Origin of the sequence: Streptomyces sp. NPDC012637, assembly GCF_042954805.1 — a bacterium.
Classification (GTDB): Bacteria; Actinomycetota; Actinomycetes; order Streptomycetales; family Streptomycetaceae; genus Streptomyces.
Map to the genome: position 1 here is coordinate 20,059 of NZ_JBIBDS010000007.1, position 16,701 is coordinate 36,759.

At 74.5% G+C, this 16,701-nt stretch carries 13 protein-coding genes; 10 read left to right on the forward strand and 3 right to left on the reverse strand.

All coding sequences use genetic code 11. The features are described 5' to 3' along the window. The first annotated feature begins 304 nt into the window (after positions 1 to 304). The 6 genes from dhaK to ACFY8W_RS26025 all read left to right on the forward strand — a co-directional run bounded on the left by dhaK (position 305) and on the right by ACFY8W_RS26025 (position 6,839). Complete coding sequence (gene dhaK, locus ACFY8W_RS26000) at positions 305 to 1,297, forward strand: dihydroxyacetone kinase subunit DhaK (protein WP_391109756.1); 993 nt, start codon at positions 305 to 307, stop codon at positions 1,295 to 1,297. Between the two features lie 52 nt (positions 1,298 to 1,349). Next, positions 1,350 to 1,943: a dihydroxyacetone kinase subunit DhaL gene (dhaL, locus tag ACFY8W_RS26005; RefSeq protein ID WP_391111027.1), complete on the forward strand. Its 594-nt coding sequence runs from the start codon at positions 1,350 to 1,352 to the stop codon at positions 1,941 to 1,943. After that, entirely contained in the window at positions 1,940 to 2,356 is a 417-nt protein-coding gene (locus ACFY8W_RS26010; RefSeq protein WP_391109759.1) for a PTS-dependent dihydroxyacetone kinase phosphotransferase subunit DhaM, read from the forward strand. The genes dhaL and ACFY8W_RS26010 overlap by 4 nt, the downstream gene beginning before the upstream one ends. A 256-nt stretch (positions 2,357 to 2,612) precedes the next feature. Next, complete coding sequence (locus tag ACFY8W_RS26015) at positions 2,613 to 4,637, forward strand: FAD-dependent oxidoreductase (protein ID WP_391109761.1); 2,025 nt, start codon at positions 2,613 to 2,615, stop codon at positions 4,635 to 4,637. Between the two features lie 56 nt (positions 4,638 to 4,693). Further along, positions 4,694 to 5,239, forward strand: a complete 546-nt coding sequence (locus tag ACFY8W_RS26020) for a helix-turn-helix transcriptional regulator (RefSeq protein ID WP_391109764.1) — start codon at positions 4,694 to 4,696, stop codon at positions 5,237 to 5,239. A gap of 205 nt (positions 5,240 to 5,444) precedes the next feature. Beyond that, on the forward strand, positions 5,445 to 6,839 hold the full coding sequence (locus tag ACFY8W_RS26025; RefSeq protein WP_391109767.1) for an FAD-dependent monooxygenase: 1,395 nt from the start codon (positions 5,445 to 5,447) through the stop codon (positions 6,837 to 6,839). Positions 6,840 to 6,938: 99 nt separating this feature from the next. On the opposite strand, the gene ACFY8W_RS26030 is transcribed toward ACFY8W_RS26025, so the two are convergent. Then, positions 6,939 to 8,279: a DUF2252 family protein gene (locus ACFY8W_RS26030; protein ID WP_391109769.1), complete on the reverse strand. Its 1,341-nt coding sequence runs from the start codon at positions 8,277 to 8,279 to the stop codon at positions 6,939 to 6,941. Between the two features lie 212 nt (positions 8,280 to 8,491). On the opposite strand from ACFY8W_RS26030, the gene ACFY8W_RS26035 reads away from it, so the two are divergent. Next, complete coding sequence (locus ACFY8W_RS26035; RefSeq protein ID WP_391109772.1) at positions 8,492 to 9,328, forward strand: GntR family transcriptional regulator; 837 nt, start codon at positions 8,492 to 8,494, stop codon at positions 9,326 to 9,328. A 139-nt stretch (positions 9,329 to 9,467) separates the two neighbouring features. Here the strand turns inward: ACFY8W_RS26035 and ACFY8W_RS26040 are convergent, their stop codons facing one another. Both ACFY8W_RS26040 and ACFY8W_RS26045 read right to left on the reverse strand, forming a co-directional pair. Then, a complete protein-coding gene (locus ACFY8W_RS26040; RefSeq protein WP_391109775.1) occupies positions 9,468 to 11,000 on the reverse strand; it encodes an amino acid permease in 1,533 nt (510 codons plus the stop codon). Between the two features lie 126 nt (positions 11,001 to 11,126). Next, on the reverse strand, positions 11,127 to 12,122 hold the full coding sequence (locus ACFY8W_RS26045) for a hypothetical protein (RefSeq protein ID WP_391109778.1): 996 nt from the start codon (positions 12,120 to 12,122) through the stop codon (positions 11,127 to 11,129). A 327-nt stretch (positions 12,123 to 12,449) separates the two neighbouring features. Here ACFY8W_RS26045 and ACFY8W_RS26050 point away from each other — a divergent pair, with 327 nt between their 5' ends. The 3 genes from ACFY8W_RS26050 to ACFY8W_RS26060 are packed head-to-tail and all read left to right on the forward strand — an operon-like array spanning position 12,450 to position 16,563. Next, positions 12,450 to 13,895, forward strand: coding sequence for an FGGY family carbohydrate kinase (locus ACFY8W_RS26050; protein WP_391109780.1), 1,446 nt, complete (start codon positions 12,450 to 12,452; stop codon positions 13,893 to 13,895). Continuing rightward, a complete protein-coding gene (locus ACFY8W_RS26055) occupies positions 13,892 to 15,313 on the forward strand; it encodes an FAD-dependent oxidoreductase (protein WP_391109782.1) in 1,422 nt (473 codons plus the stop codon). Before ACFY8W_RS26050 ends, ACFY8W_RS26055 begins: the two co-directional genes overlap by 4 nt. Beyond that, the gene (locus ACFY8W_RS26060) at positions 15,310 to 16,563 is read left to right on the forward strand and encodes an FAD-dependent oxidoreductase (RefSeq protein WP_391109785.1); all 1,254 of its coding nucleotides are present in this window, start codon (positions 15,310 to 15,312) and stop codon (positions 16,561 to 16,563) included. The genes ACFY8W_RS26055 and ACFY8W_RS26060 overlap by 4 nt, the downstream gene beginning before the upstream one ends. Positions 16,564 to 16,701: the final 138 nt, after the last annotated feature.

Consider the following 16,701-nt stretch of genomic DNA (forward strand, 5'->3'; position numbering starts at 1 on the left):
CTTCCCGAGCACGGCATCCACGACACCTCCCCGGCGCCCCCTGCCACCCCGCGCGGGAACTGCGCATCGACACCCCGGACATGGCCACGGTCGGCGATTCCCCCATCCTGTACGCCTGCAAAGCCCGTCTGCGCGGCGCCGGACTGATCTATCGTCAGGAAAGTCGGCACGGACCCAGCATCAGTACCGCGCGGTAGCGTCCCTCCAGGCCGGCAACCGCCCAGCATCCGCACCTTGTCGCACCTGCTCTGACCTGCAAAGACCCTGTTCAGCAGCTTGGCTCTAACCTCATCAGGAGGTATCCATGAAAATGTTGATCAATGTTCCGGAGACGGTGGTCACCGACGCTCTGCGCGGGCTCGCAGCCGCGCATCCCGAACTGAACGTGGACGTGGAGAACCGGGTCGTGCTCCGGCGTGACGCGCCGGTGGGCGGGCAGGTGGCCCTGGTATCCGGCGGCGGATCGGGGCACGAGCCGCTGCACGCCGGGTTCGTGGGGCCGGGAATGCTCTCGGCCGCGTGCCCGGGCGAGATCTTCACGAGCCCCGTTCCCGACCAGATGGTGCGGGCGGCCGCGGCCGTGGACAGCGGCGCCGGGGTCCTGTTCGTGGTGAAGAACTACACCGGCGACGTCCTCAACTTCGAGATGGCCGCCGAGCTCGCCGAGGACGAGGGCATCCAGGTCGCCAAGGTCCTCGTCGACGACGACGTGGCCGTCACCGACAGCCTGTACACGGCGGGGCGGCGCGGGACCGGGGGCACGCTGTTCGTCGAGAAGATCGCGGGCGCGGCCGCCGAGGCGGGTGCGCCGCTGGAGCGGGTCGAGTCGATCGCCCGTCAGGTGAACGCCCGGTCCCGCAGCTTCGGCGTGGCGCTGAGCGCCTGCACGACGCCGGCGAAGGGCTCGCCGACCTTCGACCTGCCGGCGGGCGAGCTGGAGTTGGGCATCGGCATCCACGGGGAGCCGGGCCGGGAGCGGCGCCCGATGATGACCTCGGGAGAGATCGCGGACTTCGCGGTGGACGCCGTCCTGGAGGATCTGCGGCCCAGAGGGCCGGTGCTCGTCCTGGTGAACGGGATGGGAGCGACGCCGCTGCTCGAACTGTACGGGTTCAACGCGGAGGTGCAGCGGGTGCTCGGCGAGCGCGGGGTGCCGGTCGCGCGGACGCTGGTCGGCAACTACGTGACCTCGCTCGACATGGCGGGCTGCTCGGTGACCCTGTGCGAGGCCGACGAGGAACTGCTGCGGCTGTGGGACGCGCCGGTGAGCACGCCCGCGCTGCGCTGGGGGCGGTGAGGCGAGGGTGAGCGCGGAGACGACGTTCGACGCCGGCTTCTTCCGGGAGTGGATGGCGGCGGCCGCCGCCGCGGTGGACCGGGAGGCCGACCGGCTGACCGAGCTGGACTCGGCGATCGGCGACGCCGATCACGGGGCCAATCTGAAGCGCGGGTTCGCCGCGGTGACGGCGACCCTGGAGAAGGAGCCGCCGGCCACCCCGGGCGCGGTGCTCACGGGCGCCGGGCGGCAGCTGATCTCCACGGTGGGCGGGGCGTCCGGACCGCTGTACGGGACGCTGCTGCGGCGTACGGGGAAGGCGCTGGGCGACGCGGAGCGGGTCTCCCGGCCCGAGCTCGCCGAGGCGCTGGCAGCCGGGATCGCCGCCGTGGCCCAGCTGGGCGGGGCGCAGCCGGGCGACAAGACGATGCTGGACGCGCTGGGACCGGCCGCGGAGGCGCTCGGCGGCTCGTTCGCGGCGGCCCGCGAGGCGGCGGAGGCGGGCGCGCTGGCGACCGTACCGATGCTCGCCCGCAAGGGCCGGGCGAGCTATCTCGGCGAGCGGTCCGTCGGCCACCAGGACCCGGGGGCGACGTCGTCGGCGCTGCTGTTCGCGGCGCTCGCGGACGTGGCGGCCGCGGCCGGCGCGGCGGAGGCGACGGGATGAGCGGGGCGACGGCGGGCCGGGTCGGCATCGTCCTGGTCTCGCACAGCGCGGCCGTGGCCGCCTCGGTCGCCGAGCTGGCCCGGGGCCTGGCGGGCGGCGGCGACACGGCGGCCGTCCTGCCCGCGGGCGGCACGCCGGACGGTGGTCTCGGCACCAGCGCCGAGCTGATCACCGAGGCGGCGAAGGCCGCGGACAGCGGCGCCGGCGTGGCCCTCCTGGTCGACCTGGGCAGCGCGGTACTGACGGTGAAGGCCCTGCTCGCGGAGGGCGACGAGCTACCGGAGGGCGCCCGCCTGGTGGACGCCCCGTTCGTGGAGGGCACGGTGGCGGCCCTGGTGACGGCGACGGCCGGCGGTGACCTCGCCGCGGTGGCGGCGGCTGCCGCGGAGGCGTACGCGTACCGCAAGGAGTGAGGGCAGACCCGCGAGGGCCCGCGCCGCTCCCGCGGCGCGGGCCCTCGTCTGCGGCCTCCGGCCCTGGCACTGCCCCCTGCCTCTGCCTCCCGCGGCGGGCAGATCCCTCTTTTCGGTGTCCGGGGCCCGCTCTCCGGTTCCGTCCCTCCCCTGTGGTGTCCGGCACATCTGACCCCGCCCCTTATGCAACTTGTTGCACAAGCCTCCGCGCGTCGTCTACAACAGCTGTGACGACCCCGCGCGAGGAGGCGCCCCCATGGCCCCGAACACCCCGTACCCGCACCTGCTGAGCCCGCTGGACCTCGGGTTCACGACCCTGCCCAACCGGGTGCTCATGGGATCCATGCACGTCGGGCTCGAGGAGGCGGAGCACGGCTTCGAGCGGATGGCCGCCTTCTACGCCGAGCGCGCCCGCGGCGGCGTCGGCCTCATCGTCACCGGTGGCATCTCGCCCAACGAGGCGGGCCGGCCGTGGGACGGCGGTGCCAAGCTGACCACCGCCGATGAGGTCGCCGAGCACCGTGTGATCACCGACGCCGTGCACGCCGAGGGCGGCCGGATCGCGATGCAGATCCTCCACTTCGGCCGGTACGCCTACCACCCCGCCCTGGTCGCGCCCAGCGCGATCAAGGCGCCGATCAGCCCCTTCGTACCGAACGAGCTCTCCGACGCCGAGGTCGAGCAGACCGTCGAGGACTACGCCCGCTGCGCCGAGCTCGCCAAGGAGGCCGGCTACGACGGCGTCGAGGTGATGGGCTCCGAGGGTTACCTCATCAACGAGTTCATCGCCTCCGCGACCAACCAGCGCACCGACCGCTGGGGCGGCCCGTACGAGAACCGGGTCCGCTTCCCGCTGGAGATCGTGCGCCGGATCCGCGAGCGCGTCGGCGAGGACTTCATCGTCGTCTACCGGCTCTCCATGCTCGACCTGGTCCCGGGCGGCTCCACCCTCGACGAGGTGGTCTCCCTCGCCAAGGAGATCGAGGCGGCCGGCGCCACCATCATCAACACCGGCATCGGCTGGCACGAGGCCCGGATCCCCACCATCGCGACCTCCGTGCCGCGCGGCGCCTACACCTGGGTGACCAAGCGGCTGATGGGCGCGGTGTCCGTCCCGCTGGTGACCTCCAACCGGATCAACACGCCCGAGGTCGCGGAGCAGATCCTCGCCGAGGGCCGCGCCGACATGGTGTCCATGGCCCGCCCCTTCCTCGCCGACCCGGACTTCGTCGCCAAGGCCGCCGCCGACCGCGCCGAGACCATCAACACCTGCATCGGGTGCAACCAGGCGTGCCTGGACCACACCTTCAGCCTGAAGATCACCTCCTGCCTGGTGAACCCGCGGGCCTGCCACGAGACCGAGCTCGTCCTCTCGCCCACCCGTCTCGCCAAGCGCATCGCCGTCGTCGGCGCGGGCCCGGCCGGCCTCGCCTGCGCGGTCTCGGCGGCCGAACGCGGCCACACGGTCACTCTGTTCGACGCCGGCGCCGAGATCGGTGGCCAGCTGAACATCGCCAAGCAGGTGCCGGGCAAGGAGGAGTTCGAGGAGACCCTCCGCTACTTCCGCGTCCAGCTCGCCGAGCGCGGTGTCGAGGTCCGCCTGGACACGCTCGTCACCCCGGCCGACCTCGACGGCTACGACGAGGTCGTCGTCGCCACCGGCGTGACCCCCCGCACCCCCGAGATCGAGGGCGTCGACCACCCGAGCGTGGTCGGCTACCTGGACGTGCTGCGCGACCGCGTGCCCGTCGGCGAGCGGGTCGCGATCCTCGGCGCCGGCGGCATCGGCTTCGACGTCGCGGAGTTCCTCACGGACGGCGGCGAGGGCGCGAGCCAGGACCCGGAGACGTACTTCCGGCAGTGGGGCGTCGACACCTCGTACGAGGCGCGGGGCGGCCTGCGCACTCCGGAGCGGCCCCGGCCGCCGCGCCAGGTGCACCTGCTCCAGCGCAAGACCACCAAGGTCGGCGCGGGCCTGGGCAAGACCACCGGCTGGATCCACCGCACCGAGCTGAAGCACCGGGGCGTCACCATGGTCGCCGGCGCGTCGTACGAGCGGATCGACGACGAGGGCCTGCACATCACCGTCGACGGCGAGCCGCAGGTCGTCCCGGTCGACACCGTGGTCCTGTGCACCGGCCAGGAGCCGCGCCGCGGGCTGTACGAGGAGCTGGTCGCCGCGGGCCGGGCCGCGCACCTGATCGGCGGGGCCGACGTCGCCGCCGAGCTGGACGCCAAGCGCGCGATCGACCAGGGCACGCGGCTGGCCGCCGCACTGTGAGCCCGCGGACCGGTGACCGCGCGGGCGGTCGGACCCGTCGAACCTAGGATGCGTCCATGTCCCTCCCGCACGCGATCCTCACGGCACTGCTCGAGAAGCCGTCCTCGGGTCTCGAACTGACCCGCCGATTCGACCGGTCGATCGGCTACTTCTGGTCGTCCACGCACCAGCAGATCTACCGGGAGCTCGGGAAACTGGAGCAGGCGGGGCACATCTGTGCCCTGCCCTCCGCCGCTCCCGCGCGCGGACAGAAGAAGGAGTACGAGGTGCTGCCCGCCGGCCGCGCCGAGCTCGCCGCCTGGGTGGACACCCCCGAGGACCCCAAGCCGATGCGCTCGGCGCTGCTGCTGCGGATGCGTGCGGCGGCGGTGGTCGGCGGCCGGGGCCTGCGGGAGGAGCTGGAGCGCCATCTCGGGTTGCACCGGAGACAGTTGGACGAGTACCTGGAGATCGAGACCCGGGACTTCCCGCCGGAGCGCCGGTCCGCGGAACCGGACCGGCTGCGGCACCTGGTGCTGCGCGGCGGCATCGACCTGGAGCGGTTCTGGGTGCAGTGGCTGACCCAGGCCCTGGACGAACTCGCCGGGCCCGCCGGGGAGTGACACCGGCCCGGCGTCGCGTCACGACGACGCCGCCCGCCGCCACGCCGCGTCCCGCAGCAGCCGCGGGCCGTCGAGACCCACCAGGACGGTGGAGCCCTCGTGGCCCGCGACGCGCCCCGCGCCACCGTGGATACTGGTCAGTCCTGGACCACGTGGGCCCGTACGGTCCACGGCAGTTCCACAACCCCTACGGGAAAGGGCGAGGATGGCCGACGAGTTGGGATCCCGCAGGACGCGTCACGCGGTGGTCGTCGGGGGGAGTCTCGCGGGTCTGCTGGCCGCACGGGTGCTGAGCGAGCACGCCGAGCGGGTCACCGTCGTCGAGCGTGACCGCTATCCACAGGAGCCGGAGGGCCGCCCCGGCGTGCCGCAGAGCCGGCACCTCCACGTGCTGATCGAGGGCGGACAGCGGGCGTTCGACGAGCTGCTGCCCGGTTTCGTGGCCGAACTGCACGGGCTCGGCGCGCCGAAACTGGGCGTGCCCGAGGACATGGTGCAGTGGCAGGACGGGCGGTGGTACCCCCGCACCGAGCCCACGGTGCACTTCTACGCCGGCCCCCGCGACCAGCTCGACTGGCTCGTGCGCAAGCGGGTGTTCGCCGATCCGCGGATCGAACGGATCGAGGGCACCGAGGCGGTCGGGCTGCTCGGCGACTCCGCCCGGGTGCGGGGCGTGCTGCTGCGCGAGCGCGGGGCGGGCGCGTCGAAGGAGCCGTACCCGCTGGAGGCCGACCTGGTCGTGGACGCCTCGGGCCGCTCGACCCGCGCGGCGGACTGGCTGGCCGGGATCGGAGCCGAGGCGCCGCACGAGGAGACCATCGACACCGGTCTCGCGTACAGCACGCGGATCTTCCGCTCCCCCGCCGCCGACCCGTCCACCGACGCCGTCGGCTACTACATCGTGCCCAACCCCGCCCAGGTGTACAGCGGCGTGATCCTGCCGCTCGGGGACGGCCGTCACGTGGTCACGCTCGCCGGGCTGCGCGGCGACGAACCGCCCACGGACGAGAAGCTGTTCGAGGAGTTCGCGCGCCGGCTGCCGCACCCGGTCGTCGCCGACTGGATCGCGAAGGCCGAGCCGCTGACCCCGGTGTTCGGCTTCCGCAAGACCGCCAACATCCGTCGCCGCTACGACCGTCCGGGCCGCCGCCCGGCCGGATTCCTCGCGACGGGTGACGCGCTGTGCGCGTTCAACCCGATCTACGGGCAGGGCATGGCCATCGCCGCGATGACCGCGCTCGCGCTGCGCACGGCGCTCGCGGACACCCGGCGCACCCCGACCACCCGGCGGGTGCAGAAGGCGCTGCTCGACGCGTCGAGGCAGGCCTGGGACATCTCGGCGGGCGCCGACAAGAAGATGCCGGGCGCGACCGGTGACGCGGCCCGCACGGGGACCCTCGACAAGGTGACCGGCTGGTACCTCGCCCGGGTGGCGGCGCGGGCCGCGGCGCACCCGGTGGTCGGCCCGGCCTTCCGTTCGGCACTGCACCTGACCGCCCCGCTGACGGCGGTGTTCGCCCCGGCGGTGGTCCGTGCCGCGCTGTTCGACCCGGTGCCGGAGACGCCGGCCGAGCCGCCGATGTGGCGCCAGGACGCCTGACCGGCGTACGTACGGGGCGCGGGCCCGCGCCCCGGTCGGGGCGCGGTCTGCCGGGCGGGCTCCCGTGCGGCCTCGACGGGCTCCGGTGGCCCCGGGCGGTCAGACGCCCGGGGCCGCCGTCACGACTCCCGCCGCTATCGCGGCACTGAGCGCCGCGTAGTCGTCGGCGTTCTGACTCGCGTAGCGGAGCGCGAAGTCGGCCGTCGCGCGGTCGAAGACGTCGGAGGTGCCGAGGTAGGCGGAGATCGCGATCCGGTCGCCGGAGCGGGCGTGGGCCCTGGCGAGGGCCCGGCCGCACAGCCGCGCGTAGTCGCGGAGCACGGAGGGGGACATGGTCTCGACCTCGGCGGAGCCCTTCATGTCGCGCAGCTGGCGCCAGTAGAAGTGCCGTTGCTCGGGGCCGGTCATCCAGCCGAGGAAGATGTCGCTGGCGGCCTGGGTGAGCCGCTGCCCGCTGACGACCCGGTGGCCGTGGTGGGTGTAGGGGCTGGGTGTCAGGTACTGCTCCAGGACCGACTCGCCCGCCTCCTTGATCTGGAGGAAGAGCGGGTCGCCGTCGTCGCGGCCCTCCAGCAGCAGGATGAAGCAGCGGCTGCCGACGCTGCCCACGCCGACGACCTTGCGGGCGGCGTCGACGAAGCGGAAGCGGTCGAGCAGCAGCCGGCGTTCCTCGGCGAGCGAGCTGCGGTAGTCGCTGAAGATCTTGCCTATCGTGACCCGGTCGATGTCCGTGACGCGTTCGAGGAGCGGTGGGTCGTCGACGATGTGGCGGCCCGACCCGTCCTTCTCGGTGAGCTTGTCGAGGACCTGGAGGCTGGTGCGGCGACGGGCCCGGGCGAGCCGGGCCTGCAGTCGGCTCCGGTTCGCCGCGCCGCGGACCAGCGCGGTGAGGTCGTCGGCGGCGATCCGCTCGTACCAGACGTCGAGTTCGCCGAGGCCGGCCAGCCGGCGCATGGCCAGCCGGTACGACTCGACGGCGACCTGGGCGGCGCGGTGGGCCTTGGCCTTGGTGGTGCCGTTCTGCAGCGCGGCCACGGCGACGGAGGCCGCCAGCCGTTTCACGTCCCACTCGAAGGGGCCGGGGAGGGTCTCGTCGAAGTCGTTGACGTCGAAGAGAAGCGTCCGTTCGGGTGAGGCGTAGACGCCGAAGTTGAGGAGGTGGGCGTCGCCGCAGAGCTGGACGGTGAGTCCGGTGTGGCGCTGGGCGGCGAGGTCCGCGGCCATGACGGCGGCGGCGCCGCGCAGGAAGGCGAAGGGCGAGACCGCCATCCGGCCGTAGCGGATGGGGACGAGCTCGGGCAGCCGGTCGACGGACTCCCGCTCCAGGAGGGTGACCGGGTCGGGGCGCTGGGAGGAGGGTATCCAGCGGCCGTGGGAGGAGCGGGGGACGCGCTTGCGGGCGGCCTTGCCTTGCTCCGCCCGTTCGGACGGTGTCGCCATTCGGCCTCACCAGCCTCTCCCAACGCCGCTGCCGGCGGACGTCGGCACTGCTCCGGTGCGATCCATTACACGGCGCCGCGCTCGTTTCGGCCACTCTCGCCGGCGGGACTTCCAGAATGGTTTAGACCAATGATAGGAATTGATCACCCACACGACTCGGGTGGTCACACCGAGCAATGGTTGAACCATGCACGAGACGCATGGATCCACGCATGACAGAGAGGGTCCGAGACATGGCCGAACCCGTTCCCGAACACGGGTCGACGACGGCGCTTCCGCTCTATCTCCGGGTGGCCCGCGCACTGCGGGACGACCTCGTCCAGCGCCGCATCTCCCCCGGCAGCCGGCTTCCTTCCGAACGCCTGCTCGCCCACCGCTACCACGTCAACCGGCAGACCGTCCGCAGCGCGCTCCAACTGCTGCGCGAGGAACGGCTCGTGGTGACGGACCGGCGCGGCACCTTCGCCGCCGACGGCGCCCACGACCAGCGGTCCGCGGCCCCCTCCCCGTGCCGGCCCACCTTCCCGGGCGGACCCAGGGCCGCGGACGCGCTGGTCCGCGCCGCGCTCTCCTGGGAGGCGCCGCCCGTGGCCCTGGCCGGCCGGCTGTCCCTCGCTCCCGGCGAACCGACGCTGGTGCACCGCCATGTGGTGCTGACCCCGGCGGGCGAGTCCCTGCAGCGCTCGGTCACCTGGTTCTCCCGGGCCGCGCTGGCGGAGATCCCGCAGCTCGGCCGCTACCGGCGGCGGGCCGAGCGGTGCGGGCAGCCGGACCTGCGGCTGCTCTACCACTGGATGCACCAGGCGGGGCTGCGCACCACCCACCGGGAGTCGATCGGCGTCCCGCCCGGCCCGCCGCGGACCGGCGGCGCGGCGGACGGGACGCCGGACACGGGCCTGACGCCGGCGGCGGGCGGACCGGGCGCGGCCGACGCCGCCCGGCTGTACGTCCACCGGGTGGTGAGCGACCAGCACGGGCACGCCCTGGAAGTCACGGACATCGACTTCGCGGCCCGCACGGGGGCCTGGACCTACGAGTTCGGCGGCTGAGCCGCGCTCCGGCACCGGCCGGCGCGGGCCTCCGCCAGGGCCCCCGCCGACCGCTCACACCGGCCGACAGCTCCGGCCGACCGCTCCGACCCCTCGCTCCGGCCGACCGCTCCGGCCGCTCACTCCCGCCGTCCGCGGGTCAGACGATGCCCTCGGCGATCTCCGCCTCCTCGCGGGCGCTGCCGTACGTCTGCGGCGTGCCGTACGAGCGGCGGGCGACGTACCACCAGACGCTGGCGAGCACGAGCACGACGGCCAGGGCGATCACCGCGTAGTTCATGGTGTCGACCGTGACCGGGGAACGCTGGGGCAGGCAGAACAGCACCGTGACGAGCGCGACCCAGACGACCGCGATCCATCCGATCGGCCTGCTCCAGCGGCCCAGGTTCCACGGCCCGGGCACGAAGTTCCGGCCCGCGCGCAGCCGCAGCAGGATCGGAATGGCATAGGCCGGCGTGATCCCGATGACGTTGATCGCGGTGACGGCGCCGTAGGCGGTGGCCGAGTACAGCGACGGCACCGCGAGCAGCGCGGCGACCACGACCGAGAGCCACACGGCGGGCACCGGGGTGTGGGTGCGGCTGCTGACCCGGCGCCAGAGCGAGGAGCCCGGCAGGGCGTTGTCGCGGCTGAACGCGAAGACCATCCGGCTGGCGGCGGCGACCTCGGCGTTGCCGCAGAACAGCTGGGCCACGATCACGACGAGCAGCAGGGCCTTGGCACCGCCCTCGCCGAGCGCGTCCAGGAGGATCTGGGCGGGCGGCACGCCGGTGGCGGTGTTCTGGGTGCCCGCGTAGTCCTGGATGGCGAAGGTGAGTCCGGCGAGCAGCGCGAAGCCGGCGATCCAGGAGGCCCAGATGGAGCGGACGATGCCCTTGGCGGCGGCCACGGAGGCGTTGGCGGTCTCCTCCGAGAGGTGGGCGGAGGCGTCGTACCCGGAGAAGGTGTACTGCGCGAGCAGCAGGCCGATGGCGGCCACGTAGAGCGGGTTGGCCCAGCCGGTGTCGTTGACGAACTCGGTGAAGACGAAGGTCGCGGACTGGTGGTGGTCGGGGACGATCGCGAGCGCGCCGACGATGAGCGCGACGCCGCCCAGGTGCCACCAGACGCTGACCGAGTTGAGCAGGCTGACCAGGCGGACGCCGTTGAGGTTGAGCACGGCGTGCACGAGCAGGATCGCCAGGAAGATCAGGAAGGTCGACTCCGGGGTGGGCGTGAAGCCCCACTGGAGGTTGAGGAAGGCGCCGGTGAACAGGGCGGCGCCGTAGTCGATTCCGGCGATGGCGCCCAGCAGGCCGAGGAGGTTGAGCCAGCCGGTGTACCAGCCCCAGCGGCGGCCGCCGAGCCGGTCGGCCATGTAGTACAGCGCCCCGGAGGTCGGGTAGGCGCTCGTGACCTCCGCGAGCGCGAGGCCGACGCACAGCACGAACAGGCCGACGCCCGCCCAGCCCCAGAGCATGACGGCGGGGCCGCCGGTGCCGAGTCCGAAGCCGTACAGGGTCATGCAGCCGGACAGGATGGAGATGACCGAGAAGCTGATGGCGAAGTTGCCGAAGCCGCCCATCCGGCGGGCGAGGACGGGCTGGTAGCCGAGCTCCCTGAGCCTGGCCTCCTCGTCCCTCGCGGCCGGTGGCGGCTTGCGTATCGCGTCGGTGGGAGCGGTGCGGGACATGCGTTCCTCCGGGGGAAGGGGACGGACGGCGCCGTACGGGGGTTACGGCGGACAGCGGGGGTGCGGGCCGCGGCACGGTTCGCCGCGCGAGACGGGGAGAGCCGCGCGGGCAGGGGCCGCGGGGCGTCAGGGGCCGCCGCGGGTCGCGGGGCCGCCGAGGCAGCGGGCCCGCGCCCGCTGGAAGACCTCCTCCGCGGGATCGCGCTCGTCGGGGCGGTCGGTGCGGTACGACCAGGGCTGCGGGGTCCAGTACGGCCCCAGGGCCTCGAACACCCGGGCCGCGTCGGGGAATCTGAGGGCCCCGTAGAGGGCGTGCGCCAGGTGGTTGAGGTCGAGCAGGCTGGCCTCCTCCGTGGCGCAGAACAGGAACCAGGCGTCCATGGCCCGGTCCGCGTCGCGCACCGCGTCCTCGGCGACCCAGTGCAGGTCGAGGGCGCGCTCGTGACCGCGCTCGCGCCGGTAGCGCTCGACCCGTACGTACAGCGGCAGGGCGTGCAGGGCGGAGCCGACGGGAGCCGAGGAGGCGGCCCACTGGGCGTAGTTGACGGCCTCGGAGAGCGGCCCCGGCCGGCGGGCGTACACGAACTGGAGCATCCGGTGGTGCGCCTCGCGGTTGTACGGGTCGCGCTTGTCGGCCTCGGCGAGGAACCCCCAGGGGCCGGGCGGCAGCATGGGCGCGGGCGGCGCGAGCCGGTGTTCCTCCATCCGCTGCTGGGCGTCGAGCACCGAGAGGGCGAGCCGGCACACCCAGGGGACGGGGTCGGCCGGGGCACGGTCGGCGGCTTCGAGGCAGGCGGTCCAGGCCTCCTGCCAGAGCTCACGGGTGCGGGCGTGGGCGGTGCGGTGGGCCCGTACGGCCCGCTCGACGGCCACGCGCGCGTGCATGACGACCGCCGCGACGGAGTCGGGCTCCTCGGCGCGCCAGGTCTCGACGACGTCGGTGCCGGCGGCGACGGCGGCGAGGACCTGGGTGCGGCGGGTCCAGCCCGACCAGCCGGCCGTCTCGTCGAGTAATCGGGCCATCGCCACCCAGCGGCCGGTGCGGAGCTCCTGGACGGCGCCGCGCAGGGCGTGGTCGTGGCCGGCCGGATGGTAGACGGGCCGGAAGCCGTGCCCGGCCATCAGGTGGCGGGGCGGGAGGTGGGCGACATGATTCCTCGGTGCGGTGGGCGGAGGGGGTGGTCAGTCCCCCGGGTTGTCCCGGCTGTCCCGGCCGTTGATCGGCGATCACTATAGAGGTTGCCGGATGTGATCGATCCACTTTTCTGCGTGACCGTAACTATCAAGCCAGCGACTGAATTTGACATCACGTCACTGTCAGGTCCGGACCTGACGGCTTCCCCTCCGGAGCCTTGACGCGGCGACCCGGCTGCATCAGGCTGACCCGTTCCACGCCAGGAACACGATCAAGGACGACCAGGAACCCATGAACGGCAGGGAGTCGCACACATGACGGGCCCGGTACTCGCCGTCGACCAGGGCACGTCGGGCACCAAGGCCCTCGTCGTCTGCCCCGAACGCGGGGTGCTCGGCACCGGCTTCGCCCCGGTCCGCCCGAGCGCCCTGCCCGGCGGCCTGGTCGAGGTCGACCCCCGTGAGCTGTACGACTCCGTCGTCACGGCCGGCCGCGCCGCACTCGCCGAGGCCGGGGAGCCGGCCGTCGCCGTCGGCCTGGCCAACCAGGGCGAGACCGTGCTCGCCTGGGATGCCGAGACCGGCGAGCCGCTCACCGACGCCCTCGTCTGGCAGGACCGCAGAGCCGCCTCGGTCTGCTCCGAACTCGCCTCCCACGCCGACGAGTTGACACGGATCACCGGCCTGCCGCTCGATCCCTACTTCGCCGCCCCGAAGATGGCTTGGATCCGCCGCCACCTCACCGGCGCGGGCGTGGTCACCACCAGTGACTCCTGGCTCGCGCACCGGCTCACGGGCGCCTTCGTCACCGACGTGGCCACCGCGGGCCGCACCGGGCTGCTCGACCTGGACACCGTCGCCTGGTCCGGCACCGCGCTCGACGTCTACGGTCTCGGCGGCGAGCCGCTGCCCCGGGTGGTGGACTGCGACACGCCGGTCGGCACCACCACCGCCTTCGGCCCGCCGCTGCCGCTCACCGGGCTCCTCGTCGACCAACAGGCCGCGCTGCTCGCCCAGGACGTCACCGAGCCCGGCGCAGCCAAGTGCACCTACGGCACCGGGGCCTTCCTGCTCGCCCAGACCGGGCCCGCTCCGCGCCGGGGCGACTCCGGGCTCGTCGCCTGCGTCGCGTGGCGCCTCGCCGGGCGCACCAGCTACTGCCTCGACGGACAGGTGTACACGGCCGCGTCCGCCGTACGCTGGCTCACCGACCTCGGCGTGATCGCCGGCCCCGAGGAGCTCGACGCGATCGGCGGCGCCGTCCCGGACACCGGCGGCGTCACCTTCGTACCGGCCCTCGCCGGGCTCGCGGCACCCTGGTGGCGCGGCGACGTGCGCGGCGCGGTCACCGGACTCGGCCTCGACACCGGACCCGGCCAGCTGGTCCGTGCCCTGTGCGAGGGCATCGCCGCCCAGGTGGCCGAGCTCGCCGGCGCCGCCGCGGCCGACCTGGGCACACCGCTGACCACCCTGCGGGTCGACGGCGGACTGACCCGTTCGACGCTGCTCATGCAGACCCAGGCCGACCTCCTCCAGCGCCCGGTCGAGGTCTCCGCGCTGCCCGACGCCACCGCCCTCGGCGTCGCGGCCGTCGCCCGGCTCGGGCACGCGCCGGGCCTGGCCGTCCACGAGGCCGTACCGGAGTGGAAGCCGTCGGCCGTGTACGAGCCGCGCATCAGCGCCGACGAGGCGGCGGAGCGGCTCGGCCGGTTCCGTACGGCCGTGGCGGCCCTCCTCGCGGACGGGAGCGGCACCGCGTGAGCGTCACCCGCCGCGGGATCCTGCCGGACACGTCCGGGCCCGGCGGCGCGTACGACGTCACCGTGGTCGGCGCCGGCGTGGTGGGCTGCGCGATCGCCCGGGAACTGGCCCGCTACCCGCTGCGGGTCGCGCTCGTCGAGGCCTCCGGCGACATCGGCGAGGGCAGTTCCAAGGCCAACACCGCGATCCTGCACACCGGTTTCGACGCCGTCCCCGGCTCCCTCGAAGCCCGGATGGTCCGCGAGGGCGGGCGGCTGCTCGCCGCGTACGCCGAGGAGACCGGCATCCCCGTCGAGCCCGTCGGCGCCCTGCTCGTCGCCTGGGACGAGGAGCAGCTCGCGACCCTGCCCCGGCTCGCCGACAAGGCCGGGCGCAACGGGCACCACGGCACCCGGCCGGTCTCCGCCGCCGAGCTGTACGCCCGCGAGCCGCATCTCGGCGCCGGGGCGCTCGGCGCCCTGGAGGTGCCCGGCGAGTCGGTCGTCTGCCCGTGGACCACACCGCTCGCCTACGTCACCCAGGCCGTGCGCTCCGGCGTCGACCTCCACCTGGACTGCCCGGTGGAGAAGGTGCGGCCCGGCGGCCCCGGCGAGCCGCACCTGCTCGTCACCCGGCGCGGAGTGCTGCGCACCCGCTTCCTGGTCAACGCCTGCGGGCTGTACGCGGACGCCTTCGACGCACTGCTCGGGCGGAAGGACTTCACGGTCACCCCGCGGCGCGGCCAGCTCGTCGTCTTCGACAAGTTCGCCCGCGAGCTCGTCCGGCACATCCTGCTGCCGGTGCCCGGCGCCCTCGGCAAGGGCGTCCTCATCGCGCCGACCGTCTACGGCAACGTGATGCTCGGGCCGACCGCCGAGGACCTGACCGACAAGACCGCGACCGGCTCGACCGCCGAAGGGCTCGCCGCCCTGCGGGAGCAGGGCCGCCGGATCCTGCCGGAACTCCTCGACGAGGAGGTCACCGCCGTCTACGCGGGGCTGCGGGCCGCCACCGGGTCCGAGGACTACCGCGTCACCGCCCACCCCGAGCTGCGGTACGTCACGGTCGGCGGCATCCGCTCCACCGGCCTCACCGCCTCCCTGGCCCTGGGCCGGCACACGGTGGAGCTGCTCGCCGAGGCCGGCCTCGAACCGGGCGCCGAACGGCCGCTCGCGCGCGTGCGGATGCCGAACCTGGGCGAGGCCTTTCCCCGTCCGTACCGCGACGCCGGTCTCATCGCCCGCGACCCGGCGTACGGCACGGTCGTCTGCCACTGCGAGCGGGTCACCCTGGGCGAGATCCGCGACGCGCTCGCCTCCACCGTGCCGCCCGCTTCCCTGGACGGGCTGCGCCGCAGGACCCGGGCCAGGGCCGGGCGCTGCCAGGGCTTCTCCTGCGGGGCGGCCGTCCGTTCGCTGTTCGAGGAGGGCGTGCGGTGAGCACCGGTCCCGTGCTGCCCGACGGACCCGGCGGTTCCGGGGAGCGGACGGTCGACGTCCTGGTGGTGGGCGGCGGTCCGGCCGGGCTCGCCGCCGCCGCACGGCTCGCGGCGGCCGGCGCGGGCCGGGTCGAAGTGCTCGAACGGGAGCGGGCGGCGGGCGGGGTGCCGAGGCACTGCGCCCGCGGCGGCTTCGGCGGGTCCACGGGGCCGGTCTTCGCCTGTCGCGCGGTGCGCGCGGCGGTCCGGGCCGGGGCGGCGCTGCGCACCGGGGCCGGCGCGACCGGCTGGGCGGGGCCGCTCACCCTGGAGGTGACGGCGCCGACCGGACCCGAGCGGATCACCGCCCGTGCCGTGGTGCTGGCGACCGGTGCGCGCGAGCGGCCGCGCAGCGCCCGCCTGGTGCCCGGAGCGCGGCCGGCCGGGGTGCTGAGCACCGGTGAACTCCAGCAGTCCGTCGAGCTGTTCGGGCTCCGCGGCGAGCGGATCGGCCGGCGCGCGGTCGTCGTCGGCTCCGACCCGGTCGCCCGGCACGCGGCGCGTACGCTGCGGGGGGCCGGGGTCACGGTGGTGGCGACCGTCGCCGACCGGCCGCAGGGGCCGCGGCTGGGCGGCGGACCGGTGCTGCGCGGGGCGACGGTGGTCGAACTCGTGGGCCGGGGGCGGCTCTCGGGTGTCGTGGTGCGCGGTGCGGACGGCCGTACGGGTCTGCTGCGCTGCGACACGGTGGTGTTCACCGGCGACTGGCTGCCGGACCACGAACTGGCGCGCTCCGGCGGCGTGCCGCTGGACCCGGGCACCCGCGGCCCGTCGGTCGACCCGGGGCTGCGCACGTCGGTGCCCGGCGTGTTCGCGGCGGGCAATCTGCTGCGGGGCGTCGAACCCGCGGTGGTCGCGGCGGCCGAGGGCCGCGTGGTGGCGGACGCCGTCCTGGACCACCTGGCGGGCGCGCCCTGGCCCGGGCCCGGGCTCCCGCTGCGCGCCGAGGGCGCGCTGTGCCGGCTGTGCCCCGGCCGGCTCCCCGCCGGTCCGTCCGCCGGGGCCGTGCCCACCCTGCTGCTCCGTCCCGTGGAGCGGCTCCCGGCCCCGGTCCTGACCGTCCGCCAGGGCGACCGGCTGCTGTACGAGCGGCGGATCCCGGCCCTGCTCGAACCGCACCGCTCGCTGCGGCACCCCGCGTACTGGGCGGCGGACGCGGACCCGGCGGGTGGTGTGGTGACCGTGCGGCTCTCCGGTGGAGCCGGCGCGTAGCCTGCCCGGCGCACTCGATGGTGCCGCCGGTGCCGTTCTCGCGCTCATCCGTCGGACCTCTCCGACGCGTCGCGTTTCCCGACGCACCGGTCCGCACGGGTGTACGGGTGCCACGCGGGGGTGTGGACGGCCGCCGGG

Coding starts and splice junctions, on each gene's coding strand:
- ACFY8W_RS26010 (WP_391109759.1), top strand. CDS start 1,940: ATGAGCGGGGCGACGGCGGGCCGGGTCGGCATCGTCCTGGTCTCGCAC.
- ACFY8W_RS26030 (WP_391109769.1), bottom strand. CDS start 8,279: ATGGCGACACCGTCCGAACGGGCGGAGCAAGGCAAGGCCGCCCGCAAG.
- dhaK (WP_391109756.1), top strand. CDS start 305: ATGAAAATGTTGATCAATGTTCCGGAGACGGTGGTCACCGACGCTCTG.
- ACFY8W_RS26020 (WP_391109764.1), top strand. CDS start 4,694: ATGTCCCTCCCGCACGCGATCCTCACGGCACTGCTCGAGAAGCCGTCC.
- ACFY8W_RS26035 (WP_391109772.1), top strand. CDS start 8,492: ATGACAGAGAGGGTCCGAGACATGGCCGAACCCGTTCCCGAACACGGG.
- ACFY8W_RS26040 (WP_391109775.1), bottom strand. CDS start 11,000: ATGTCCCGCACCGCTCCCACCGACGCGATACGCAAGCCGCCACCGGCC.
- dhaL (WP_391111027.1), top strand. CDS start 1,350: ATGGCGGCGGCCGCCGCCGCGGTGGACCGGGAGGCCGACCGGCTGACC.
- ACFY8W_RS26050 (WP_391109780.1), top strand. CDS start 12,450: ATGACGGGCCCGGTACTCGCCGTCGACCAGGGCACGTCGGGCACCAAG.
- ACFY8W_RS26015 (WP_391109761.1), top strand. CDS start 2,613: ATGGCCCCGAACACCCCGTACCCGCACCTGCTGAGCCCGCTGGACCTC.
- ACFY8W_RS26025 (WP_391109767.1), top strand. CDS start 5,445: ATGGCCGACGAGTTGGGATCCCGCAGGACGCGTCACGCGGTGGTCGTC.
- ACFY8W_RS26045 (WP_391109778.1), bottom strand. CDS start 12,122: ATGGCCGGGCACGGCTTCCGGCCCGTCTACCATCCGGCCGGCCACGAC.